General features: G+C 68.5%; 32 protein-coding genes. 22 read left to right on the top strand and 10 right to left on the bottom strand.

Annotated features, from left to right (window positions below; translation table 11 throughout):
- The first annotated feature begins 40 nt into the window (after positions 1–40).
- The 22 genes from YIM_RS48275 to YIM_RS48170 all read left to right on the top strand — a co-directional run bounded on the left by YIM_RS48275 (position 41) and on the right by YIM_RS48170 (position 14,956).
- Complete coding sequence (locus YIM_RS48275) at positions 41–244, top strand: hypothetical protein (protein WP_153030659.1); 204 nt, start codon at positions 41–43, stop codon at positions 242–244.
- On the top strand, positions 229–1,491 hold the full coding sequence (locus tag YIM_RS48270; protein ID WP_153030660.1) for a phage portal protein: 1,263 nt from the start codon (positions 229–231) through the stop codon (positions 1,489–1,491). The genes YIM_RS48275 and YIM_RS48270 overlap by 16 nt, the downstream gene beginning before the upstream one ends.
- The gene (locus YIM_RS48265; RefSeq protein ID WP_153030661.1) at positions 1,491–1,781 is read left to right on the top strand and encodes a hypothetical protein; all 291 of its coding nucleotides are present in this window, start codon (positions 1,491–1,493) and stop codon (positions 1,779–1,781) included. The genes YIM_RS48270 and YIM_RS48265 overlap by 1 nt, the downstream gene beginning before the upstream one ends.
- Positions 1,774–2,364, top strand: coding sequence for an HK97 family phage prohead protease (locus YIM_RS48260; RefSeq protein WP_153030662.1), 591 nt, complete (start codon positions 1,774–1,776; stop codon positions 2,362–2,364). The genes YIM_RS48265 and YIM_RS48260 overlap by 8 nt, the downstream gene beginning before the upstream one ends.
- Before the next feature lie 156 nt (positions 2,365–2,520).
- Positions 2,521–3,912, top strand: coding sequence for a phage major capsid protein (locus YIM_RS48255; RefSeq protein ID WP_153030663.1), 1,392 nt, complete (start codon positions 2,521–2,523; stop codon positions 3,910–3,912).
- A 2-nt stretch (positions 3,913–3,914) separates the two neighbouring features.
- Complete coding sequence (locus YIM_RS48250) at positions 3,915–4,265, top strand: phage head-tail connector protein (protein ID WP_153030664.1); 351 nt, start codon at positions 3,915–3,917, stop codon at positions 4,263–4,265.
- On the top strand, positions 4,262–4,636 hold the full coding sequence (locus YIM_RS48245; RefSeq protein ID WP_153030665.1) for a hypothetical protein: 375 nt from the start codon (positions 4,262–4,264) through the stop codon (positions 4,634–4,636). The genes YIM_RS48250 and YIM_RS48245 overlap by 4 nt, the downstream gene beginning before the upstream one ends.
- A gap of 22 nt (positions 4,637–4,658) precedes the next feature.
- Positions 4,659–5,051 carry a hypothetical protein gene (locus YIM_RS48240; RefSeq protein ID WP_153030666.1) on the top strand — a complete coding sequence of 131 codons (393 nt, stop codon included), beginning with the start codon at positions 4,659–4,661 and terminating at the stop codon, positions 5,049–5,051.
- Positions 5,052–5,106: 55 nt separating this feature from the next.
- On the top strand, positions 5,107–5,397 hold the full coding sequence (locus tag YIM_RS48235; protein ID WP_153030667.1) for a hypothetical protein: 291 nt from the start codon (positions 5,107–5,109) through the stop codon (positions 5,395–5,397).
- Positions 5,394–5,675, top strand: coding sequence for a hypothetical protein (locus YIM_RS48230; RefSeq protein ID WP_153030668.1), 282 nt, complete (start codon positions 5,394–5,396; stop codon positions 5,673–5,675). Before YIM_RS48235 ends, YIM_RS48230 begins: the two co-directional genes overlap by 4 nt.
- A gap of 41 nt (positions 5,676–5,716) precedes the next feature.
- Positions 5,717–5,860 (top strand): hypothetical protein, encoded by a 144-nt coding sequence (locus tag YIM_RS48225; protein ID WP_153030669.1) that lies wholly within the window; start codon positions 5,717–5,719, stop codon positions 5,858–5,860.
- Positions 5,861–5,889: 29 nt separating this feature from the next.
- Positions 5,890–6,387 carry a hypothetical protein gene (locus tag YIM_RS48220; RefSeq protein ID WP_153030670.1) on the top strand — a complete coding sequence of 166 codons (498 nt, stop codon included), beginning with the start codon at positions 5,890–5,892 and terminating at the stop codon, positions 6,385–6,387.
- Between the two features lie 214 nt (positions 6,388–6,601).
- Positions 6,602–8,398, top strand: coding sequence for a hypothetical protein (locus YIM_RS48215; RefSeq protein ID WP_153030671.1), 1,797 nt, complete (start codon positions 6,602–6,604; stop codon positions 8,396–8,398).
- On the top strand, positions 8,395–9,795 hold the full coding sequence (locus YIM_RS48210; RefSeq protein WP_153030672.1) for a hypothetical protein: 1,401 nt from the start codon (positions 8,395–8,397) through the stop codon (positions 9,793–9,795). Before YIM_RS48215 ends, YIM_RS48210 begins: the two co-directional genes overlap by 4 nt.
- Entirely contained in the window at positions 9,792–10,907 is a 1,116-nt protein-coding gene (locus tag YIM_RS48205) for a DUF5047 domain-containing protein (RefSeq protein ID WP_153030673.1), read from the top strand. Before YIM_RS48210 ends, YIM_RS48205 begins: the two co-directional genes overlap by 4 nt.
- Entirely contained in the window at positions 10,904–11,623 is a 720-nt protein-coding gene (locus YIM_RS48200) for a hypothetical protein (protein WP_153030674.1), read from the top strand. The genes YIM_RS48205 and YIM_RS48200 overlap by 4 nt, the downstream gene beginning before the upstream one ends.
- Before the next feature lie 15 nt (positions 11,624–11,638).
- Complete coding sequence (locus YIM_RS48195; protein WP_153030675.1) at positions 11,639–12,151, top strand: hypothetical protein; 513 nt, start codon at positions 11,639–11,641, stop codon at positions 12,149–12,151.
- Between the two features lie 14 nt (positions 12,152–12,165).
- Positions 12,166–12,360 (top strand): hypothetical protein, encoded by a 195-nt coding sequence (locus tag YIM_RS48190; protein ID WP_153030676.1) that lies wholly within the window; start codon positions 12,166–12,168, stop codon positions 12,358–12,360.
- Positions 12,361–12,416: 56 nt separating this feature from the next.
- Entirely contained in the window at positions 12,417–12,638 is a 222-nt protein-coding gene (locus tag YIM_RS48185; RefSeq protein WP_153030677.1) for a hypothetical protein, read from the top strand.
- 1 nt (position 12,639) lies between these two features.
- On the top strand, positions 12,640–13,587 hold the full coding sequence (locus YIM_RS48180; protein WP_153030678.1) for a glycoside hydrolase family 25 protein: 948 nt from the start codon (positions 12,640–12,642) through the stop codon (positions 13,585–13,587).
- Complete coding sequence (locus YIM_RS48175; protein ID WP_153030679.1) at positions 13,584–13,805, top strand: hypothetical protein; 222 nt, start codon at positions 13,584–13,586, stop codon at positions 13,803–13,805. Before YIM_RS48180 ends, YIM_RS48175 begins: the two co-directional genes overlap by 4 nt.
- Before the next feature lie 215 nt (positions 13,806–14,020).
- On the top strand, positions 14,021–14,956 hold the full coding sequence (locus YIM_RS48170) for an NUDIX hydrolase (protein ID WP_153030680.1): 936 nt from the start codon (positions 14,021–14,023) through the stop codon (positions 14,954–14,956).
- Positions 14,957–15,182: 226 nt separating this feature from the next.
- On the opposite strand, the gene YIM_RS48165 is transcribed toward YIM_RS48170, so the two are convergent.
- The 10 genes from YIM_RS48165 to YIM_RS48120 all read right to left on the bottom strand — a co-directional run bounded on the left by YIM_RS48165 (position 15,183) and on the right by YIM_RS48120 (position 20,290).
- A complete protein-coding gene (locus YIM_RS48165) occupies positions 15,183–15,458 on the bottom strand; it encodes a hypothetical protein (RefSeq protein WP_153030681.1) in 276 nt (91 codons plus the stop codon).
- A gap of 95 nt (positions 15,459–15,553) precedes the next feature.
- The gene (locus tag YIM_RS48160; protein ID WP_153030682.1) at positions 15,554–15,712 is read right to left on the bottom strand and encodes a hypothetical protein; all 159 of its coding nucleotides are present in this window, start codon (positions 15,710–15,712) and stop codon (positions 15,554–15,556) included.
- Positions 15,713–16,486: 774 nt separating this feature from the next.
- Positions 16,487–16,738, bottom strand: coding sequence for a hypothetical protein (locus YIM_RS48155; RefSeq protein WP_153030683.1), 252 nt, complete (start codon positions 16,736–16,738; stop codon positions 16,487–16,489).
- A 52-nt stretch (positions 16,739–16,790) separates the two neighbouring features.
- On the bottom strand, positions 16,791–17,228 hold the full coding sequence (locus YIM_RS48150; RefSeq protein WP_153030684.1) for a helix-turn-helix domain-containing protein: 438 nt from the start codon (positions 17,226–17,228) through the stop codon (positions 16,791–16,793).
- Between the two features lie 10 nt (positions 17,229–17,238).
- A complete protein-coding gene (locus YIM_RS48145) occupies positions 17,239–17,733 on the bottom strand; it encodes a helix-turn-helix domain-containing protein (RefSeq protein ID WP_153030685.1) in 495 nt (164 codons plus the stop codon).
- Positions 17,726–17,869, bottom strand: a complete 144-nt coding sequence (locus YIM_RS48140; RefSeq protein WP_153030686.1) for a hypothetical protein — start codon at positions 17,867–17,869, stop codon at positions 17,726–17,728. The genes YIM_RS48145 and YIM_RS48140 overlap by 8 nt, the downstream gene beginning before the upstream one ends.
- Entirely contained in the window at positions 17,866–18,192 is a 327-nt protein-coding gene (locus YIM_RS48135; RefSeq protein WP_153030687.1) for a hypothetical protein, read from the bottom strand. Before YIM_RS48135 ends, YIM_RS48140 begins: the two co-directional genes overlap by 4 nt.
- A complete protein-coding gene (locus tag YIM_RS48130; protein WP_153030688.1) occupies positions 18,189–18,446 on the bottom strand; it encodes a hypothetical protein in 258 nt (85 codons plus the stop codon). Before YIM_RS48130 ends, YIM_RS48135 begins: the two co-directional genes overlap by 4 nt.
- A 75-nt stretch (positions 18,447–18,521) precedes the next feature.
- On the bottom strand, positions 18,522–19,736 hold the full coding sequence (locus YIM_RS48125; RefSeq protein ID WP_153030689.1) for a helix-turn-helix domain-containing protein: 1,215 nt from the start codon (positions 19,734–19,736) through the stop codon (positions 18,522–18,524).
- A 239-nt stretch (positions 19,737–19,975) separates the two neighbouring features.
- Positions 19,976–20,290 carry a hypothetical protein gene (locus tag YIM_RS48120; RefSeq protein ID WP_153030690.1) on the bottom strand — a complete coding sequence of 105 codons (315 nt, stop codon included), beginning with the start codon at positions 20,288–20,290 and terminating at the stop codon, positions 19,976–19,978.
- Between the last annotated feature and the right edge of the window lie 61 nt (positions 20,291–20,351).

The raw sequence follows: 20,351 nt of genomic DNA, 5'->3' as shown, positions 1-20,351 counted from the left end.
TCATGTTCGGATAGCGAACGTGTGTGCGAGAATCGCACACATGATGGACCTCACCGGCGCGAACGCCACTGTGACGCGGGCGCTCGCGCGTGCGCGCGCCGCCGCGCCGACCGCGCTCCAGGTCGGCGGCGGCGGCGCCGCGGCGGCCGGGCTGTACCTGCTCGCGGGGCTGGCCTGGGTGCTGCTCATCGGCGGGCTCACGGTCGCCGCGGTCGCCATCGCCGCCGAGTGGCGGGGGCGCTGATGGGGCTGGGCAAGCTGTTCCGGGCCACGCCACCGGCGCCCCAGCAGTCGCGCATGATCGTCTCGGATGGCTTGCGTATCGGCCCATCGGCCGTGCTCGGCGCCGGTGAACGCCCGTGGGGCAGCAGCGCCTACGTGCAGGCGCTCGGTATCCCCGGCTTCGACCGCGGGGTGATGCTGATCGCGGACCTGCTGGGCAATCTGCCATGGGATGCCTACACCGAGACCGATGAGGATTTCGCGGAGAAGATCCGGCCGCGGCCGCTCCTGCTGGAGCAGCCGAACCCGGAGGAAACGCGGATCAACACGGTGTCGAACTGGACGGCCGATCTCGTGCAGAACGGCAACGCGGTCGGTGTGATCGTCGAGTGGGACCGTCAGGGCACCCCGACCGCGGTGGTGCCGGTCCCGTCGAGCTGGGTGGGCGTGCGGCGGGTGAACGGCGAGACCTACTCGGAGCTGCCGAAAGGCGCGATCGAGTACCAAATCGGCGGCCTGCCGGGCTTCTCCGCCGACGAGGTAATCCACGTGAAGGGCCCGTGCGAGCCGGGACGGCTGCGCGGTGTCGGCGTGCTGGAGAAGCATTTCAACGGCTCTGGCACCCTCGATCTGGCGGCCGAGCTGGGGCGCCAGGCCCGCAGCATCTCGCAGAACGGTGTGCCCACGGCGGTGCTGCGCTCGACCAACCCGGACGCCACCGAAGGCGACCTGATCGCGGTCAAGCAGTCGTGGTTGCGGAACATGCGTGACCGGACGGTCGCGGTGCTCAACGCGACCACCGAGTTCACCCCGCTGGCGTGGAAGCCGGAGGAGATGCAGCTGGTCGAGGCGCGGAAGTTCTCGTTGCTGGAGATAGCGAACATCCTGGGGTTGCCGCCGCGGTTCCTCGGTGCGTCCACAGGGGACTCGATGACCTACAGCACCAGCGAGAGCGAGTCGATCGACCTGCTCAAGTTCTCCCTCAGCGGTCACCTGGGCCGATTCGAGCAGACGCTGACGCTCCAGTTCCCGACGAGCACGTGGGTGCAGGCCGACCTCGACGCCGTGCTGCGCGCGGACACCCTGACCCGGTACCAGGCCTACGAGATCGGCATCCGGTCCGGGTTCCTGCTCCGCAGCGAGGTCCGCCAGATCGAGAACCGCCGGCCGGTCCCCGGCATCGACGACAAGAAGGCCGAGCCGCAGACCCCATCGCCTGCGCCCGCCGACGTGCCAGCCGATCAGGAACAACCGCAAGGAGCCGAGTAATGCCACCCAGGACCCGCAAGACCCCGGCCGAGAAGGCCGCCCCGGCTACTGCTGAGGACACCGCCGCGGCCGCTGCCGAGGGAACGGCCACGGTCGACACTGCCGCCGCTGAGGAAACCGCTCCCACCGAGCAGGCCGATCCAGCTCCTCCCGAGGACACCGCCCCGGCGGGGCCGATGGTCTGCATCGTCGGCTGGTGCGACGAGCCCGAAGCCGTCGCCGGTCTGGGCGTGTGCCGTGAGCATTTCGATGCCGGGTGGCGATTCGTGAAGGAGCCCGACGGTGACTGAGATTCTGACGCGGTGCTTCATGCCCGAGCTGGAGGTGCGTTCGGCGGCGCAGGGCGGCGACGGCCGGACTGTGGTCGGTATCGCCGTGCCGTACGGCAAGCCACAGCGCATCGACTCGCGCCTGACCGAGCAGTTCGGCCGTGGCGCGTTCAATGCACAACTGCGCGCCGCGCACCGTATCGGGTTCTTCAGGGACCACGGACCGCACGGCGGCACGCTGATCGGTCCGACCACGCTGCTCCGTGACGACGCCGCCGGGCTCTACGGCGAGTGGCGCGTGTCCAAAACGGAGAAGGGTGACGAGACGCTCGAACTGATCAAGGACGGCGCGCTGTCCGAACTCAGCATCGGGTTCCGGGAAGGACAGAACCGCACGCTTCCCGGTGGGGTGATCGAGCGTGCGACGGCGACGCTGACCGAAGTGGCCGTCGTGATGGCTGGCGCCTACGGCGGTGACGCCTCGGTTCTGGCGGTGCGTAGTGCGTCCACTATGGAACGTCGCGCGGCTGCCGCGCAGATCATCGCGAACCTGCCGACGCTGTCCGTCGACGCGGATCTGCTCACTCGACCAGGCTCGCACTGACGCCGACGCAGCCTGACCAACATAACCTGCTAAGCGGTTATGGGGGTTATACTCCGAACAGACGCGGACGCCGACACCCTCGCCCCTCACCGAAGCGAGCACCCCGGCCAATCGGGCGGATGAACCCAATCCACTCGAACCGGGAGGACCGGCGTCATGCCGAACCCTTATCTGGTCCGGTTGCGCAATCAGCACGACGAGCTGCGCACCTCCATCGACAGCGTCCAGAAGAAGGCGCTCGACGAGAACCGAGACCTCACCAGCGACGAACTTCGTTCCATCACCGACGACGTCGCGAAGCTCCAGGCCCTGACCGCGCAGATCGAGCAGCTCGCCAACGCCGAGCAGCACAGCCGGTCAGCGTCCGAGCAGGCCGACCGCCTGGAGACCCTGACGCGCGAGACCGGCGACGAGCAGCAGCAGAACCGCGCCCGGAATGCCGGCGAGATGGCCGCGCGGCTGGCCGAGGGCGACACCGAGGGCGAGAACCTCGCCGGTGAGCACCACCGTTCCCGCTCGCGCACCACCACACGCGACCGCGACCCGGGCCACTACCGGTCTGTCAAGGACGGCGGCCAAAACTCTTTCTTCGGTGACCACTACCGCTCCAAGGTGCTCGGCGACGCCGAGGCGACCAAGCGCCTTGAGGAGCACATGCGGGCGGTCACGCAGGCCTCGGGCGGAACGGGCATCATCCCGCCGAAGTGGCTGACCGAGGAATACGAGTCGATCGCCCGGCAGGTCCGCGTCGTGGCGAACATGGTCCGCCACATTCCGCTCGGTGACGACCCGCGTCCGCTCGTGCTGCCCAAGCAGACCGGCGGCACCGACCAGAACATCGTCCCGCAGGCCGCCGAGGGCGCGAACACCCCGGCGTGGGGCGTCGATCGCTTCACCACCAACCACGACACGCTCACGCCGCACACCGAAGCCGCCTACCAGGATGTCGCGCGCCAGCTGCTCGGCTCGTCCACCCCGGCCGTCGACATGCTGATCATGGGCGACCTGCGTGCCGCCTGGGACACCAAGGTCGAAAACATCGTGTGCGCGGCGATCCTCGCGGGCGGCACGGCCGCGGGGACCACGTTCGCCACCGAGGCCGCGTTCGCCACGGACGCCGCCGCGATCGACGGCGTGATCGACGGGCAGATGGCGGTCTCCGGTGACCAGCGCGGGCCGGCCGACCTGGTCATCGCGAACTTCCGCCGGTTCGGCGCGTTCCGCAAGCTCAAGGACGGCAACAGCCGGCCGCTCATGCCCGTGTCCCGGTACAACCCGCAGAACGCGGCGGGCGCGGTGGGCAACGTGCTGATGGGCGACATCGAGGGCAGCGACGTCGTGGGCACCGCCGGTGTCCCGACCGCGTACCCCGAGAAGTACGCGGTGCTGCGCCGCCATGCGGTCATCCTCGGCGAGTCGGACCTGCTCGACTTCACCTACGAGCAGGTCGGTGGCCCCGCGTTCGTCCGCATGGGCATCTGGGGCTACGTCGGCGTTCTGGTGCGCAACCCGAACTCCGTGTCAGTCCAGACGGTCACGGCGGCCTGACGATGACTTGGCCGCCCACGCTGGATGATCTCAAGGCCGACTTGAAGATCCCCGAGTCGGACACGCGCGACGACGCGGTACTGGCGCAGCAGCTGGCCGCGGCGATCGCGTTCATCCAGCGTGTGCGGCCGGAGTTCAACTACGCGGCCGATCCGCTGACCGAGCTGCCCGAGCCGACGGCGGATCTCGAACTGGGCACGCTCCGGCTGGCCGGCCGGTGGTTCACCCGCCGCCGGTCGCCGGACGCCCTCGTCGCGATGGGCGAACTCGGCAGCGCCCGGATTCCGGCGTTCGACCCGGACATCGAGCGCCTGCTGGGAATCGGCCGCTTCCGAGGGCCGGTGTTCGCATGAACCCGATCCAGGCCGCGCACGAGCAGCTCACGGCCGCACTGTCCACCGTGGACGGCTGCCGGGTGTACGGGCTGGGCGATTCGATCGCCCCGCCCGGCCTGGTGGTCGGCGCACCGCGGCTGGCATGGGATGCCTACAACACCGGCGGCATGCCCACCTCGGCGACCTTCCCGGTTTTCCTGGTCGTCGGCTTCGCCGAGCGGACGCTGCCCGAGCTGTACGAGCTGGTTCCCGTTGTGGCACAGGCGATCGAGACCACCGACGCCACGATCGCGGGCGCGAACCCGGGCACCTACGTCGGTGCCAACACCGAGCTGCCCGCCTACACCTTCGACGCGGATTTCCCGCTGACACAAGAAATGGGGGCCTGACGTGGCCATCCACCAGAAGCGCTTGAAGGTGATTCAGTTCACCATCGGCGGAACTTCGTTCGAGTGCCAGGTGCAAACCTGGAACTTGGACCCCGGCATCGAGGACGGCGACCGCCTGTACTCCCAGTGCCCGGACGGGGAAGCTGTCGAGGAGACCGATCCGGAGCCGACGCTCGAAGTCACGTTCTACGCGGACTGGCGTTCCGGCGGGATCTCGGATTACCTGTGGGCGCACAACGGCGAGACCGCTGCGTTCGTGCTCGACCACCACCCCAACGTTCCCAACGAGCACGTGCGCTGGACCGGCGAGCTGGTCGTCAAGCCCGGCCCGGCCGGTGGAGAAGCCCGCGAAACCGAAATGACCGAAGTGACTTTCCAGTGCGTCGGTCTGCCGCTGTACGAGAGGGTGGCCTGATATGGCGCGCTTGTCCCCGGTTACTCAGCCGATTGTCCGGAGTGGACTGACTCCGGTGCTGACCGCGCCGAACGTCGACGGCGACATCATCGACACCGGCAGGGTTTTCCTGGAAGTCGTCAACGATTCCGGTGCGCCGGTCGTCGTCACGGTGGTGTCCACACAGAACGTCGAGGGCCTTCCGGTCGAGGACCTGGAGGTGTCCGTGCCCGCCGCCGATCGGAAGCTGTTCGGTCCGTTCAGCCCGTCCCTGTTCGGCCAGCCGATCGGGGACCCCAACGCGGGCAAGGCATTCGTCAACTACTCGGCGGTCGCATCCGTCACGAGAGGGGTTTTCTCGCTGTGATCACGCTCAAGCTCAAGGACGACGAAGGCGAAGTCACCGAGCTGACCGCCACCACGCGCGACATCGTGCTGTGGGAACGGACTCACCGGGGCAAGACCTTCAAGTCCATTCAGGACAATATGTCGCTGATCGACTTCTACGGCATCGCCTACTGCGCGGTGAAGCGGCAGAACATCGTCCTGATGCATGACTTCGCCAACGAGAAGGAATTCACCGACCTGTTCGATCTGGAATTCGAGATGGACGTGGAGGCGGACCCTACCCTCGCGGGTCTCTGACCCGCCGCCTCGTCGCGCTGGCGATCTCCACGCAGACGCCGGTGCACGACTGGCTCGACGAGGAAGACGACGCGCTGATCACCACAGCCCTGGAGCTGATGGAGGAACAGCGCAAGGAGCAGAACAAGACCGCCGCCCGCGGCCAACGGGCGCCTGGGGCCGGTGGCCCGCAGTACAGCGGATGACCGACTGAACCGGGAGCAGGTGAACACCGATGGCCAAGACCGCGCTGACCGTCAACCTGCATATCGAGGGTGCGCGCGAGACCCTGCGCGCACTCTCGGCACTGCCCAAGGACGCGTCGAAGGAACTGCGGGACGCGTCGCTGGAGCTGTCGAAGAACCTGGCGGTGAAGGTCAAGGCCTCCGGCATGGCCGACAGCGCGCCGCAGTCCGCGCACGTGGCTTCGACGGTGCGCGCCGAGCGGGACCGGGTGCCGGTGATTTCGGCCGGCGGAAACAAGAAGCTCGGCCGCAACCGAGCGCCGGCTTGGGCGCTGTTGTTCGGTTCGATCTTCGGGATGAGCAGCCGGTCCGGCTGGTACGCGGGTCCGCACTACGCCGGTAGCTCTGGTCTGCAATACCACCGTCGCCACCGCGGCACCGCCGCCTACTGGTTTTTCCCGGTGGTCGAGGAGGAGCAGGCGGCGATCTCCGCGGCGTGGAACCGGGCCGCGGACAACGTGGTCCGTGACTTCAGCGAGGGCGGCTGAGATGGCCAGCGGGCAGCGCACGATCAAGATCCGGTTCGACGGTTCGGCCACTGGGTTCGTCAAGGCGGCCGCGGTGGTGGCTGCTCAGGTCAAGGCCGTCGAGCAGCGCACCGAGAAGATGAAGCAGGGGTTTGCCGCGGTTCCGGCGAAGGTCGGTGCGGCTGCGGCGTCGATGCTGAAGGCCGCGAGTGCGGTGGGTGCGTTCGGTGGTGGTGTGGGCCTGGTGCTCGCCGTGGTCAGCGCGCTCACTGCGGTGTCTGGCGCGGCCGGGCTGGCGGTGCCCGCGCTGTTCGGGCTCGTCGGTGTCATGGCCGCGATCAAGCTCGGCGGAGACGGAATCAAGGCCGCGTTCGCCGGGCTGACACCCACGCTCGACGGACTGAAGTCCGCGGTCTCGGCCAGCTTCGAGAAGTCCTTGACCCCGGCGGTGAACAACCTCAAAACCGTTCTGCCCCAACTGAAGACGGGGTTGCAGTCGATCGCGACCGCGATCGGTGGCGCTGCCACCAAGTTCACCGCGATGCTGAAGAACACCACCGCGGCGAGCCAGCTCAACACGATCTTCGTGCAGTTCTCGAAGGTGATCCAGAACCTCGGTGCCTTCCTGGCGCCGGTGGGTCAGGCGTTCATCACTATCGGCGCGGTGGCGGCGCCGATGCTCGCGCAGCTCACGACCGGGCTCGGTGCGGCGGGCGAGCAGTTCAACGCGTTCGTTCAGGCCGCGGCCGCCGATGGGTCGCTGGCCGCGTGGATCCAGCGCGCGATCGACGCGTTCTCCGGGCTGTTCGCGTTCCTCGGCCAGCTCGGCTCGATCATCAGCTCGGTGTTCGCCGCGGCCGACGCCGCGGGCCTGGGGTTCGGCGGCACGATCGGCACCCTGGTCGGGGTTGTCGCGAACTTCCTCAACAGCTTCGAGGGACAGACCGCGCTGCTGGCGTTCTTCGAGGCCGTGCGCATGATCGGCGAAGCCGTCGGCGGTGTGCTGGCCGCGGCGTTGACCGCCGTGGCCCCGGTGATCCCGCCGCTGGCCGCCGCGTTCGGCACGCTGGCCGGCCAGGTGGCCGCGGTGCTGGTCCCGGCGATCCAGATCCTTGGCCCGATCCTGCAAGGGCTCGCCGCGTTCTTCGCCGCGAACATGGCGTGGATCGGCCCGCTGGCGATCGCCATTGGCGGTATCGCCCTGGCGATCCAGGCCGTGACGCTGGCGGTGAACCTGTGGAAAGCGGCGGTCGCCGCGTACACCGTGGTGCAGTGGCTGCTCAACGCGGCGATGAGCGCGAACCCGATTGGACTGGTGATCGCCGCGATTGTCGCGATCATCGCGATTATCGCGCTGGTGATCTCGAACCTGGACTTTTTCCGGGGTATCTGGGACGCGGTGTGGAAGTGGTGCAGCGACCTGATCACGTCCATTGTGGACTGGATCGTTCAGAAATGGGAGCAATTCAAACTTGGCTTCCAGATCATCGTGGCCGCCGTCAAGCAGGCGTGGGACAACGTCGTCAACGGCATCAAGAATGTCGTGGGGACCGTCGTCGATTGGATCGTCGATAAGTGGAACGGCTTCTCCTCCACGATCAAGAACGTGTTCTCCGGGATCGGCTCGTTCATCGGCGGCGTCTGGGACGGCATCAAAAGCGGATTCAAAAACGCGATCAACGGTGTGATTGGTTTCGCCAACGGAGCCATCGGCGCAATTAACACCGTGACTGGCGCGGTTGGAATTCCCGCGATTCCGAAGATTCCGATGCTGGCCAAGGGCGGTACCGCCATCGGTGGCCGGTCCTATTTGGTCGGTGAGAAGGGCCCGGAGTTGTTCACCCCGGGCAGTACCGGCCGGGTGACCAACGCGGACACCACTGCCGAGGCCATCGGCGCCAGCTCGGCGCCGCCGATCATCCACGTCTACATCGGAGACACCGAGCTGACCGACATCGTCGACATCCGGATCGAGGAGAACACGTTGGAGGCCGCGCGCAGCATCCGCGCCGGGGCGGGGAGTTTCCGATGAGCATCGCCGCGACCTACCTCGGCGACCTCGGCCGGGTGCGGGTGCAGCTGGCCGGCGCCCCGGCGGTGGCCGACCACGCGATCGTCGAGCGCTCCACCGACACGATCACCTGGACCACAGTGCGCGCCGGGCTCACGGTCGGGCTGTCCGGCGGTGCCGGGGTGGTCGACGACTACGAGTACATCCCGGGCGTGGTCAACCACTACCGGGCGTCCTACGTGGACAACGCACAGATCTCGTACTCCAACGGCGACGGGCCGGTGCACGCCGACAACGCGGCGGTCACGCCGACGATCGCGGCCGGGCTCCAGGTCGATGGGATGCTGCTCACCCTGGTGGTGGCCTGCCGCAGCACCGCGCAGACCGTGGACACCCCGGCCGGGTGGATCAAGATCATCGACTACCAGACGGTGAAGGTGTTCCACAAGCGGTGGACCGCGGGCACCGTCAACCCGACGATCACCCCGGCTGGTGGGGCGGCCGGGGACACGGTGACCGCCTACATCGTGGGGTTCTCCAACGCCGAGCCCGGCTACACCGCGCTGGCCACGCAGACCAACGCGTCCGGGCAGAACATCCCGACGCCGTCGCTGACGGTGCCCGACCCCAACTCGGCGATCGCGCTGGTGGCGCACAAGCTCGCCGAGGTCACCACCACGAGCGTGTTGAGCCTGTTCCTCAACAGCGCGGTGAACTCCACCGCGGTCGGGCTGGACCAGGCGGCGATCTGGCAGCGTGCGAGCGCCGCGTCGAACATCAGCAGCGTGGCGGCGCAGACGCTGACCATCACCGGTGGTGCCGCGGCGATCTCGCGCGCGGTCATCTGGTCCATGCGGAAGGCGCCGTGGATCAGCCAGGAGTCCACCAGCATCACGCCGGTCAACACGCAGTTCTGGATCAAGAACTTGCGCCGCCCCAACAACAACGTCCAGGTCAACGTGACCGGGTTCGGCGACATCGGCCGCACCGCGCGGACCGGGGTGTTCGACGTGATCAACCGGACTCTGCCGGTGGCGGTCACCGACCTGCACTCTGGGCGGTCGATGGAACTGCGCGTCACCACCGACACCGTGGGCGCGGCGGCCGACCTCGATACCCGGTTCGCCGCCGGTGAGGTGATGCTGTTCCAGTCGCTCGGCCCGGACTGCCCGATCCCGACGATGTATGCGGTCATCGGCAACTACGCCTACGGCCGCAAGTCCCAGCGCGCCCAGCGGCGGCACTTCACGCTCCCGTTGGTCGAGGTCGCCGCCCCCGACGCCGGGGTGTTCTCCACCACGGTCACCTACGGCGACCTGCCCGGCCTGTTCGCCACCTACGCCGATCTGATCGCCGCGGAGCCGACCTACTCCGATGTGCTCGACATCGTGGCCGAGTCCGAGGTGATCGTCCCATGAGGCCGGTCAGCGCGCGGTTCCTCGACGCGGTACGGGGATCGCACAAGATGGTGTCCCGGGTGCGGGTGTGCGCGCCGGGCCAGACCGGCGTGAACCCGGTCGGCCCGGTCCTGGCGCTGCGCTCGGGAGACGTGAAGCTCGACGCCACCGCCGCCGTACGCGGCACGGCGAACGTGACCGTGGTCGACGAGTTCCCCCGCACCCCCTCGGCGCTGCTGACCCCCTACGGCAACGAGCTGTTCATCGAGCGCGGCATCGACTACGGCGACGGAACGAAGGAGTTCGTCGGGCTCGGCTATTTCCGGCTCACCGACGTCGACCAGGCCGACGCGCGCCGCCTCGGGGAAATCCGGCTCGTCGCCGAGGACCGCATGGGCGGGCTCATCGAGGCCGACGTGCTCCAGCCGTTCGAGTTCGGCCCGACCGCGACCATCGCGCAGGTCTTCGACCTCCTGGTCAAGGAGGTCTATCCCAGCGCGACGATCGAATTCGACTTCGACGCGAACACCCCGTTCGGGATCAGCCACGTGGTGGAGAAGTCCCGTTTCGAGTTCCTCCAGGACATCGTCGACAGCCGGGCGCGGGTTTGGTACTGGGATCACCGCGGTGTGCTCGTGATCAGGAAGGCGCCGAACCCGGATGTGCCGGTGTTCCGCGTGAACCAGGGCGCGCGCGGCGTGCTCACCCAGATGTCCCGCGGCTTGACCCGCAAGGGCGTGTACAACGCCGTGGTGGCCACCGGGGAACCGGCCGGCGAGCTGCCGCCGGTGCGCGGTGTCGCGCTGGACACCAACCCCTACAGCCCCACCCGCTGGGACGGCCCGTACGGCAAGGTCCCGAAGTTCTACAGCAGCTCGTTCCTGACCTCCACCGCGCAGTGCGAGGACGCGGCCCGCGCGCAGCTCCAGCGCGCCCAGGGGCTGCCGTACCGGGTGGACTTCCAGGCCGTGGTGAACACCGCGCTGGAGCCGCTGGACGTGGTGGCCGTCGAGTACGACCAGTTCGAGGACACCGAGATTCACGTGCTCGAACAGGTCACCCACCCGCTCGTCGCCGGGACCGCGATGTCCGCGACCACCCGGCAGAAGCTGATCGGAGTCCCCGTCGTATGAAGGCCGACATCCTGGCCGACCTCATGGCCGCGCAGGCGCAGGCACCGCAGCAGTCCGCCGACATCGGTTACCACACCGGCGTCGTGGTGTCGTGGGACCCGATCTCGGGTGCGAACACCGTCGACATCAACGGCCAGCAGTTCGTGAACCTGCGGGTGCTCTCCAGTGGTCCGGGCGTGCTGTTCGCCTCGAACGACACCGTGGTGCTGATGCGCATCAAGACCACGTACTTCATCCTCGGCCGGGTCGCCGCGCCGGGTGCCGGTGCGGCGCTGGCGATGCGCACGGCCTTCGCCGCCAACACCGGGACGCTCAGCGCCGGGGGCATCAACGTCTGGCGCGACCTGTCCACCGGCGACACCAGCGGCCCGGTTCTATCGGACGTCTACATCAGCTCGGCGTGCCGCGCGCTGGTGATCCTGAGTGCATACATGGAAGTCGGTGGCGACACCTCCGGAATGATGGGCTTCGAGATCACCGGGGCTTCGACGATCCCCGCGAACTACTACCGCGCGATCCGCCTGTCGCACTTCACCTTCGACCCCGACTACGACAACAACATCGGGGCGAGCGTGTCCTCCACCTTCGTGATCGACAAGACCATCCTGCCCGGCCTGAACAGCGGCATGAACACCTTCACCGCGAAGTACACCCGCTACTCAGGCGACGGGTTCATCACGTTCGACCGCCGTCATCTGACCGTCATTCCCTACTGAGAAAGGAGAATTGCCGTGCCTGACACTCCGATCAACGGCCTTCCGTACCCGGCGCTCGGCGACGCGCCGAACGTGCCCGCCGACATCGAGGCCTTGGCCACCGCGCTCGACACCAAGCTTGGCACGGCCGGGCGCCGCGCGATCCGGATCACCTCGGGCGCGGTGGACACCGCGGTCAAGACCAGCCATTTCGTCGCCTGCACCGCCAGCTTCAGCGACCCCGGATGGCCGTACTTCATCGTGATGGCCGGAGGTATCCGGTTCTCCAAGTTCGAAACGGGCTGGAGCTTCTACATTCAGGACACCGGTATCGCGCAGGTTCTGTCCAAAGTGAACGGTGTGGTGACGGCGACCTGGCCGAACAACGTCCAGAAGTACTTCACCGTGTCCGGGGTTTCTGCGTCGCTGACCGGCGGCCGGACGCTGGGCCTGACTGCGATCAAGGACTCCGGCGACCCGGGCAACGGCGGCCAGGCATACAGCCCGGCAACGGGTTTCGACGCGCTGATCGTCCCGGCACCGGGCTGAGGAAGGGAAACACCATGGAAGACGAGTGGCTGCACTGGGCGACCGCTGACGCCAACTGGCACGCGGGGAAACGGCAGGACTGCCAGCTGCTCGGCTGGTACACCCCGGGCAACCCGGACAGCCAGACCGAGCCCGGCAACGAGCTGGTGCCGTGCCACACCAACCCGATGCCGGACGAGTGGCACAACGGCGCGCTGGTCACCGACTAGCGCGTCACAACCCGAGTCTTCGTGACCACTGTGGACACGAGAAGGAGATGAGAAGAATGGCGGACACCCACGGCGTGGTGGTCACGATGAACGAGATCTACGCCGAGCTGCAAGCCGTGCACGACGAAGTACGCGACATGCGCTCCGACGTGAAGTCCATCGCGGACCACGAATCCCGCATCCGGTCCCTGGAGCGCAAGATCTGGATCGCCGCCGGGATCGCGGCCGCTGGCTCCGGCGCGATCGTCCAGTCCCTCAACGCCGTACTAGGAGCCTGACATGGTCCTTTTCGGACTCGACATCGCCCACCACCAGGGCGGTAACCCGAACCTGCACCAGGCGCGCGCCGAGGGTGTGGAGTTCGTCATCTGCAAGGCCACCGAGGGATCCGGGTTCGTGGACCCGCGGTTTGACGAGAACATTGCCCGCGCCCACAAGGCCGGGCTGCTCGTGGGCGCCTACCACTACCAGCGCGCCGGCATCTCCGCCGCGGCGCAGGTGGACAACGTGCGCCGCACGGTGCCCGCCGGGATGCCGGTCATCCCCGACGTGGAGGGCAACAGCGGCAACGTCGCGCTGACCCGCGAGATCGTGGACCGGTTGCGCGCCGCCGGGTATCCGGTGCCGCTGTTGTACCTGCCGCGGTGGTACTGGCTCCAGATCGGCAAGCCCAAGCTGGCCGGGCTGCCGCCGCTGTGGTCCTCGCGGTACCCCGACAACGCGCAGGGCACCATCGCCGAGGAGTACGCCGACGTTCCCGCGCACTACTGGGACGGCTTCGGCGGCCTCGGCGTCGCGCTGCTCCAGTTCTCCAGCTCCGGCCGGGTGGCCGGATACGCCCCGCTGGACCTCAACGCTTTCCGCGGCACTCGCCAGGAGTTCGCCGCACTGCTCGGCGGCCAGAGCACGCCGACCGACACCGATCCGATGGAGGACACCAACATGGAACTGACCGAAGGCGAGTACCAGTCGCGCACCGCGGTTGTGCCGAAGTGGGCGAAGGAGTTCACGATCTCGCGCGGCTTCATGGGTTTCCAGCTCCACCACGTGAAGTGGTTCGGCCCCTCGCCGGAGACGGGCACCGCCGATGTGGGCACCCCGCAGGGCGAACTCTGGATCGACCCCGCCCGCCCGCTCGTGCTCAAGGTGCCCGACGGCGCGGTCACCGCCGAGGTCCTTTACACCTTGGAGGGCGACCAGCACGGTGCCGTGGCGGCGTTCCGGTGACCGCGCCCGCCCCGGCCGCTCCGTGGTGGAAGCAGTACGCGAAGGCGGTGGCCGGCGTGCTCGCCGGGCTCAGCCCCAGCGCGGTGGTCGGCCTCCTGGCCCTCATCGGCGTGCACATCGACACCGACACCGCGGTGCTGGTGTGCGGCGTGCTCGGCGCGCTGCTCGGCGGCGGCACCGTCGCCGTGGTGCGCAACGGGCCGAAGGCCCCCGGGTAGGATCGGAGGCGTCCCATACAGCCCGCCCGCAGCGGGCACCGCGCGAATGACGAGAGCCCCGCACTCCACATCGGAGTGCGGGGTTTCTCGTTGTTTCACAAGGAAAGCGCCGATCCTGTCGGTAGTTTTCCTGATATTGGCCAGAAACGTGTCAGCTCAAGGTCAACAACTGCTGGTAGGTGCGCGCGCAGGGTGATCGCTGCTTGGCTTCGATCATGACCTCCCCAACCACCCATGACGCGCGACTGCTGCCCGAAACCCACCTGTGGGGACCCGGGTACGGCGAACACCCGTACCCGGCCGAGACCCTGGACGAGATCGCCGGGTATCTGGCCGAGACCACGCAGCCCGGCTACGGCGCCCGGCTGCACGCCACCAGCCCCGGCTACACCCCGGGCGAACTCGGGTTCGTGTACGGCACCCTGATCAGCCGCGCGACGATCCCGGCCGGGTACGACGCGGTCGGTCACCCCAACCGCGACGGCTGCCCGCCCGAGGAGATGGATCCGGACATCACCACCAGCACGGCGGCCGAGCCGGTCCAGGTCGACACCGAGCTTCAGCGCTACAGCCGCGGCCGTGGCTGGGTGCTTGACCAGCACGGCCGGGCGCTGCACCCGCATCATGAGCAGCTGCTGGCCGACGACCGGATCGGCCTGCCCACCGGGCTCGGTTACGGCTGGTGGGCGGGGGAGACGGTGGTGGTGGACACGGTGGTCACCACCACGCGGGGCCTGGTCCTCATCGGCGAGCGCACCACCGCGCGCGGCCCGATCCCGTGCCTGGTCGGCGGCTACTCCACGCCGGCCGATTTCGGGCGCACCGCGGCGCAGTGGCGCGCCGGTGACCGGCCGGTGGACCGAGACGGGATCATCGCGGCCGGTGCCCGCAAGACCACCGAGGAGACCGGGCTGGCCATCCCGAACGGGACGTACGCGCGGATCGTGCGCGCGATCCGGCCGGTCTCCTCGCCGCACACCCTGCACGCCTGGACCGTGACGTTCACCGTGTTCTACCAGTTGGCCGAGACGGTGGCGCCGGTGCTCGACCCGGCCACCGGTGCCCGCTGGGTCGACGTGGACGAACTCGACGCCGAGGTGATGGGGCGGTTGTGGCCGGACCACCAGCGAGGCCTCGAAGCGGCGCTGTAGGCCTGGCATGGAGAGCCCCCGGCCGCGGTGCGGCCGGGGGCCTGGCCCGCTCGGGGCTGCAACCCGGCGAGCCGCGGTCACCTGGAACACGGGGATCGCCGGGCCAGGGTAGGGCATGCGGGGTGGAGATCACCAGGCCAAAACTTGCATGTGCTACCTAACCTGTTGCGGGCACACGAAAAAGCGGGGCGCGGGTGACATGCACCCACGCCCCGCATCAGCAAGATCAACCCTGTACCCGCGCGTTCACCGCCTTGTTGTGCAGCACCACCGCCTTGTGTACCGCCGCCGTGCCCACCCCCAGCAGCGCAGCCGTGCCCTTCCCGCCGTGCTCCCGGGACAGCTCCCAGACCGCTTCCCGCCGGGCCGCGCCGACCGCCTCGATCGTGGGCCGGTCCACCAGGAGTCCGGCGACCCGTGCCCGGGTCAGGGAGTCCATCCCGGCCAGCCAGCCGAGGATGTCGTCCCGGGTCTCCGGCTGGAATCTCGCGCTCTCCGTCATAACCCAAGTATAGGCACCCTAGGGTAGCAAACGCAAGGGGGGATTTGAGATTCTCGGAGGGGGTGCCCCCGGCCTCTCGGCCGGGGGCGGAGCCCCTATCTCAGGTCCCGCAGGGCCATCACCTGGGGCCCGGAGAGTTCGATCACCGTGGAGTTCTCGCTGCTCGGCTCGGTGATCAGGATCTCAAAGGTCCCGTCTTCGTTCTGGCGGAGGAGGAATTCGGCGCCGGGGTCGAGCTGGAGGTGGAAGTGCATTTCGCTTCTCCTTGGTCTCTCTTGCTGATATAAGAACTATAGCTACCCTAGGGTGGCAAACGCAAGTCCTGAGACGGAGAAAGTTGAAGATCTTTTTCTTGGGAGCCAGATCGGCGCACTTTGGTCAGGTTGCTGACCAGATTTGGAATCGAAAAGACGGCTGACCAGATTCGGCAGGGTGGCCACCCGGGACGCTGTGGCGCCGGGTGGCCACCGCTGCCCCCGAGGGGCGGACCGGCGCGCCCGCGTCAGCGCGCCGGGGGGCGCGGCTGCCGGGAGCAGGTGGCCGCCCGGCATCCCCCCGGTCTCCGTGTGCCGCCAACAGGTTAGGTAGCACACGCAAGTATTGGCGTGGTGAACTCCGCCCGCGGTGTGTGCTGGGGTGGCCCGCTCAGCTCGCGGCGCCGGGGGCGGCCAGGCGACAGGTGCCTGACCGCCCCCGGGCGATCAACCCGCGTGCCTGCGCCACACGGGGATCACTGCCGGGCCATCCCCGGCAGAGCTGCGCACCAGGGGCAGCCAGTCGCTCATCTGGCTGCCCCCGGCCGGTCCCGGCCCGCTCTGGGGGTCGCGTGCCTGGGGGACCGCTGCCGGACAGGAGCTGACCCGGCAGGGTTGGAACCCCGGCGGGCCGGGGACAGTCGGGGGTCTGCCCGGTCCGCCAGGGAGGTCACTGGTCCTTCGTCCCCGTCTTCTCGGCGATCTCGTCCAGCAGCTCCTGGCGGAGCCTCGCGAGTCGTTCCTCCGCGGTCTCCTCGGGGGCGTGGGGTTCGCTCACCGGCCAGCACCTGCCGAGCGCGGGGTCTGGGTGTAGTTGTTGGCCTGCCAACGCACCATGTCCACAATCGACTGCTCCAGCGCGTCGAGGTGGTGCTGCGGGACGCCCGCCTTCTTACACAGCTCCAGGTACGCGCGCATCGCGTCCGGTGCCAGCCGGTCTTGCCCGCGCAGCACGAACACCGGTTCGTCCGCCGCGATGGTGCTGCCCGGTATGGACACCGGCCCGTACTTGCTGTCGATCGCCATCAGCTACCGCCTTTCCTGGTGAGGGTTCCCGATGTAGATCGGATCGCTCTGGTCACGCGGTCAGTTGAATCCGGGTCAGGGTGGTTTGCAGCCGCGCCGGGGTGACGTTGCACATGCGCGCGGCCTCGGCCACGGTCTCCGGGGAGAACCGGATCAGGTCCTCGCCGTAGCCCCGTGCCCACTCGACCAGGGGGCGAAGCTCCGTGATCGTGGTCCGCCGTAGGCGGGTAGCCTGCACCACCTGCCAGGGCGCCGGCGGGATGATGGCCGCGACCGGCAGGCCGAGCACCCGGGCGTAGTCCCGCAGGCGCGGGAGCGGGATCATGATCGCGCCGCTCTCCCAAGTCCACACGCACGCCCGGGTCACCTGCGGCAACATCCGCTGCGCAACCTGCCGGACCGTGAGGTTCGCGTGCACGCGGGCGAGCCGGAGAGCCTGCCCCAGCTCCTCCTGGAACGTCAGCGGTTTCTTCTGATCCTGAACCGTCACGGTTCTCCTCTCATCTCCACTTCTGGAGCGCCAGCGCGGTTTCGCTCGACCGCACCGGCCGGCCGCGGTGCCCGGCCCGCACCAGTATTTTCAGCATGTTGTGCAGTGCCAACGGTCTCTGGTTGCACAGCTCCGCGGCGTGGCGCAGCACCTCGGGCGTGACCGTGATGACGTCGTCGTCGTAGCCTGCCGCCCACGTGGCCAGCGGGACCAGGTCGGGCGCCTCGTTGTTGCGCAGCAGCTCGGCGCGCACCAGTAGCGTGTCGAATGGCGGCTCTTCCAACTCCAGGACGGGCAGCACGAGGGCCAGGTGCACGCCGAGCACGCGGCACACGTCGATCAGCTGCCGTGCCGTCATCGTCTCCTGACCGGTCTCCCAGGCCTCGAGCGTCTTCGGCAGTACCGGCGGCATCATCCGCTGCGCGGCCTGCTGCTGGGACAGCCCGGTCCGCAGCCGGGCCGTGCGTACGTTGGCGCCGATCTCCCGGCGGTAGGTGTCAAGCATCGGGGTCCTCCATCGCCCGCCTCACCACGTCGCCCAGCTCCTCGGCGTACTGCTGTTCCTCGGCGGCGTTGACCACGCGCGGGTCCAGCGGCGTGCCCGCCAAGTTCATCGGCTGGATCTCGGTCGGGTCGGTCATCGCTGAGGCACCCCCGGTCGCGCGGCACCAGCTGCCGGTGGCTGCTCGAACCAATCCGGGGGCGCCGCCGGTGCGGGCGGGGGCGGGAACGGCGGCTCGGGCCGCGGCCGCGGCTCCGGCTGCGTCGGCACCTCGGGCGCGGGCTGCTGCGGTATCTCGCGCTCGTCACACCGCGCCTGGTGCTCCAGGTTGTCCCGCGCGCTCGGCGCCACCAGCCCGCACCAGCTGCACGTCCGCCACACCAGCTTCACGAACTCGGCGTACCCCTCGCCGTCCTGCCGGAAGAACGGCGCAGCCTCTCGCTCGGCCACGGCAGTGCTCACCGCAGCTCGTCGATGTCGAGGTTTTCGGCGGCTTCCCGGATGTTCGCGAGCAGCAGGCCGATTTGGGTGGGGTTCTCAAGTGCGACCGTCTCGCCGAGTCGTCCGACACGAATACCGAAAATGTCGACGGGTTCGCCGTCTGATGTGCTGGTGACGATTCCCACGGCGAGCGTAACCGGGCGGCCGGTCTGTGACCTGGCCTGGATTGGCCACGTCTGTTTCCAACTCCAGGAAGGTTCTTTGCTGCGCGTCACTCAGATGACGCTAAAAGCTCCAATGATCGGGAAGGTACACACCATGTGTACCTACCCGATCGGAGTAAGCGGCCGTCAAATCAGGCGTTTCCCGATCGCGCCGAGCCGTCGCGCGAGATCGCGCAACTCGTCGTGCATTCGACGTTCCCGCTCGACCAACTCGGAAACGACTTGTCGCGGCAGAGTCTGGTATTGAATCCAGTCGGGCGCCATCGATTCCATTGCGAGGACGGTGCTTAGCGCCTTTTCGCCGTGGCCGAGTCGAAGCTGCGCTAGGGCCACATCGGCGAGATGCCGCGCACGAGTCGCGAGCGGTAAGGGCGCTTCGCGCGGCAGCGCTTTGGCGGCCGTCAATGCACCCGTCCAGTCGTCTCGCACCACGGCGCAGTCCACGGTCAGCATCGCGACCTTCGCGGGCCCAAAGCTGCTCTGGTGGTCGCTGCGTTCGTACCCGAGCCGGTCAGCCGTTTCCTTCGCCTCACCGAGCAGGTCGGCAGCCCGGCCGTTGGCACCGTCGGTACGAAGACGCGCCGCGGCGGTGGCGGCCGTGACTGTGAGCATCCCGTACGCGGCCAGCTCGGTGTCCGACGTAGTCCCGTGCGGCTCGATGTCGTGTGCTGCTGCGACCGCCACCCGTTCCGACTCGAGGTAGCGGCCCTGCACGAGCAGCTGCCACGACACGGACACCCGCATGGCGGCGTAGAGCAGGACGTCCTCGCTCTTGCGCGCCGCGTCGATTGCCTGCCGGACAGCGAGCCACGCGGCATCGGGCTGCCCGAGGTGGACGAGGGTATCCCCGGCGGCTTGGTAGCCGCGGGCGAGCAGGCTGGACGCCTCCAGGGCGTCCGCGGAGTCGACCGCCTGCGCGGTGGCGCGCAGCTGCGCGAGCGCGTCGGGCAGCAGCGCGCCGAGCAGTTCGTACCGCCCGGCCCAGTAGGCGCCCCACAGGTAGCTGACCGTGCGCCGCGCTTCGTCGATGGTGACAGGTTCGCCGTCGAGGTCGCCGCCGTCGAGCAGGTCGTCCACGGGGGTGAGCGCTCGGCGGATGTCGACGACACCGCCGTCTGCGGTCGGCAGTGCCGCGCGCTTGCCCAGAAGATCAGGGAGTTCGAGGTCGAGGGCCTTCGCGATCTTCTGCAGGTTGCCGACCTGCGCGGTGTGCCGCTGCCCGCCCTCGAGGGCCTTGATCAAGGAGAGGCTGACGTCCGCCATCTCGGCGAGTTGCCTCTGTGTGATGAGCTTGCCGCGAGCCGCTTTCATGCGCGCGCCGATGCTGTCTGGGTCTGCCATGACCGTCACCTTTTCGCCGAGTGCGACCCCTTCGCGTGCCCCCGGCCCGTCGGCCGGGGGACTTCCCTCGGCGAAGAGGTACGCCTACCAGGCTACGCGGTTGAGTGGCTCACTCGGAAAGGGGCGGTGCGCTCAGTCACGAGATGGTTACTTGGCGGTAAGATCCTCGATCGCCAGCCGGACGGTGATGTAGATCAGGTACGGCGGGGTGGTGATCCACCAGGGCCAGACGCGGCCGATCATCCGGCGGCGCCGCATCGGGCTCGATACCAGTCGGTGGTGCGCACCCACCGCACGTGAGCGTCAAGCTCCGGTGCGGCCGGGTAGCTGGCAGCGAGTTCCGCGCAGTAGTGGTCGCCCTCCTCGGCGGTGTCGGCCGGCGACCAGATCGCCGCCGGCGCGCCCGTGGCGTCCGACTCCCAGCGCAGGTCGAGCACCCACGCGTTCTCGCCAAGCGCGATCAGCACGGCGGTGGCTACGATGCCGAAAGGGGCCGCCAGCAGGAGGGCGACGATCCGCCACGGCGTGAACGGGTTGGTCGTACGCGGAGACATGCGGCGAACTCCCTGGTGACAGACATGTCAGCAGCGAGCACCGCCGACATGTCACACCGTG

The sequence above is a fragment of the Amycolatopsis sp. YIM 10 genome (assembly GCF_009429145.1).
Classification (GTDB): domain Bacteria; phylum Actinomycetota; class Actinomycetes; order Mycobacteriales; family Pseudonocardiaceae; genus Amycolatopsis.
This window is presented reverse-complemented; position numbering and strand designations above follow the sequence as displayed.

Excerpts from the sequence above, each read along its gene's own strand:
- YIM_RS48275 (WP_153030659.1), top strand. The coding sequence starts at position 41 with ATGATGGACCTCACCGGCGCGAACGCCACTGTGACGCGGGCGCTCGCG.
- YIM_RS48265 (WP_153030661.1), top strand. The coding sequence starts at position 1,491 with ATGCCACCCAGGACCCGCAAGACCCCGGCCGAGAAGGCCGCCCCGGCT.
- YIM_RS48255 (WP_153030663.1), top strand. The coding sequence starts at position 2,521 with ATGCCGAACCCTTATCTGGTCCGGTTGCGCAATCAGCACGACGAGCTG.
- YIM_RS48250 (WP_153030664.1), top strand. The coding sequence starts at position 3,915 with ATGACTTGGCCGCCCACGCTGGATGATCTCAAGGCCGACTTGAAGATC.
- YIM_RS48245 (WP_153030665.1), top strand. The coding sequence starts at position 4,262 with ATGAACCCGATCCAGGCCGCGCACGAGCAGCTCACGGCCGCACTGTCC.
- YIM_RS48220 (WP_153030670.1), top strand. The coding sequence starts at position 5,890 with ATGGCCAAGACCGCGCTGACCGTCAACCTGCATATCGAGGGTGCGCGC.
- YIM_RS48210 (WP_153030672.1), top strand. The coding sequence starts at position 8,395 with ATGAGCATCGCCGCGACCTACCTCGGCGACCTCGGCCGGGTGCGGGTG.
- YIM_RS48205 (WP_153030673.1), top strand. The coding sequence starts at position 9,792 with ATGAGGCCGGTCAGCGCGCGGTTCCTCGACGCGGTACGGGGATCGCAC.
- YIM_RS48200 (WP_153030674.1), top strand. The coding sequence starts at position 10,904 with ATGAAGGCCGACATCCTGGCCGACCTCATGGCCGCGCAGGCGCAGGCA.
- YIM_RS48190 (WP_153030676.1), top strand. The coding sequence starts at position 12,166 with ATGGAAGACGAGTGGCTGCACTGGGCGACCGCTGACGCCAACTGGCAC.
- YIM_RS48185 (WP_153030677.1), top strand. The coding sequence starts at position 12,417 with ATGGCGGACACCCACGGCGTGGTGGTCACGATGAACGAGATCTACGCC.
- YIM_RS48180 (WP_153030678.1), top strand. The coding sequence starts at position 12,640 with ATGGTCCTTTTCGGACTCGACATCGCCCACCACCAGGGCGGTAACCCG.
- YIM_RS48170 (WP_153030680.1), top strand. The coding sequence starts at position 14,021 with ATGACCTCCCCAACCACCCATGACGCGCGACTGCTGCCCGAAACCCAC.
- YIM_RS48165 (WP_153030681.1), bottom strand. The coding sequence starts at position 15,458 with ATGACGGAGAGCGCGAGATTCCAGCCGGAGACCCGGGACGACATCCTC.
- YIM_RS48160 (WP_153030682.1), bottom strand. The coding sequence starts at position 15,712 with ATGCACTTCCACCTCCAGCTCGACCCCGGCGCCGAATTCCTCCTCCGC.
- YIM_RS48155 (WP_153030683.1), bottom strand. The coding sequence starts at position 16,738 with ATGGCGATCGACAGCAAGTACGGGCCGGTGTCCATACCGGGCAGCACC.
- YIM_RS48145 (WP_153030685.1), bottom strand. The coding sequence starts at position 17,733 with ATGCTTGACACCTACCGCCGGGAGATCGGCGCCAACGTACGCACGGCC.
- YIM_RS48140 (WP_153030686.1), bottom strand. The coding sequence starts at position 17,869 with ATGACCGACCCGACCGAGATCCAGCCGATGAACTTGGCGGGCACGCCG.
- YIM_RS48125 (WP_153030689.1), bottom strand. The coding sequence starts at position 19,736 with ATGGCAGACCCAGACAGCATCGGCGCGCGCATGAAAGCGGCTCGCGGC.
- YIM_RS48120 (WP_153030690.1), bottom strand. The coding sequence starts at position 20,290 with ATGTCTCCGCGTACGACCAACCCGTTCACGCCGTGGCGGATCGTCGCC.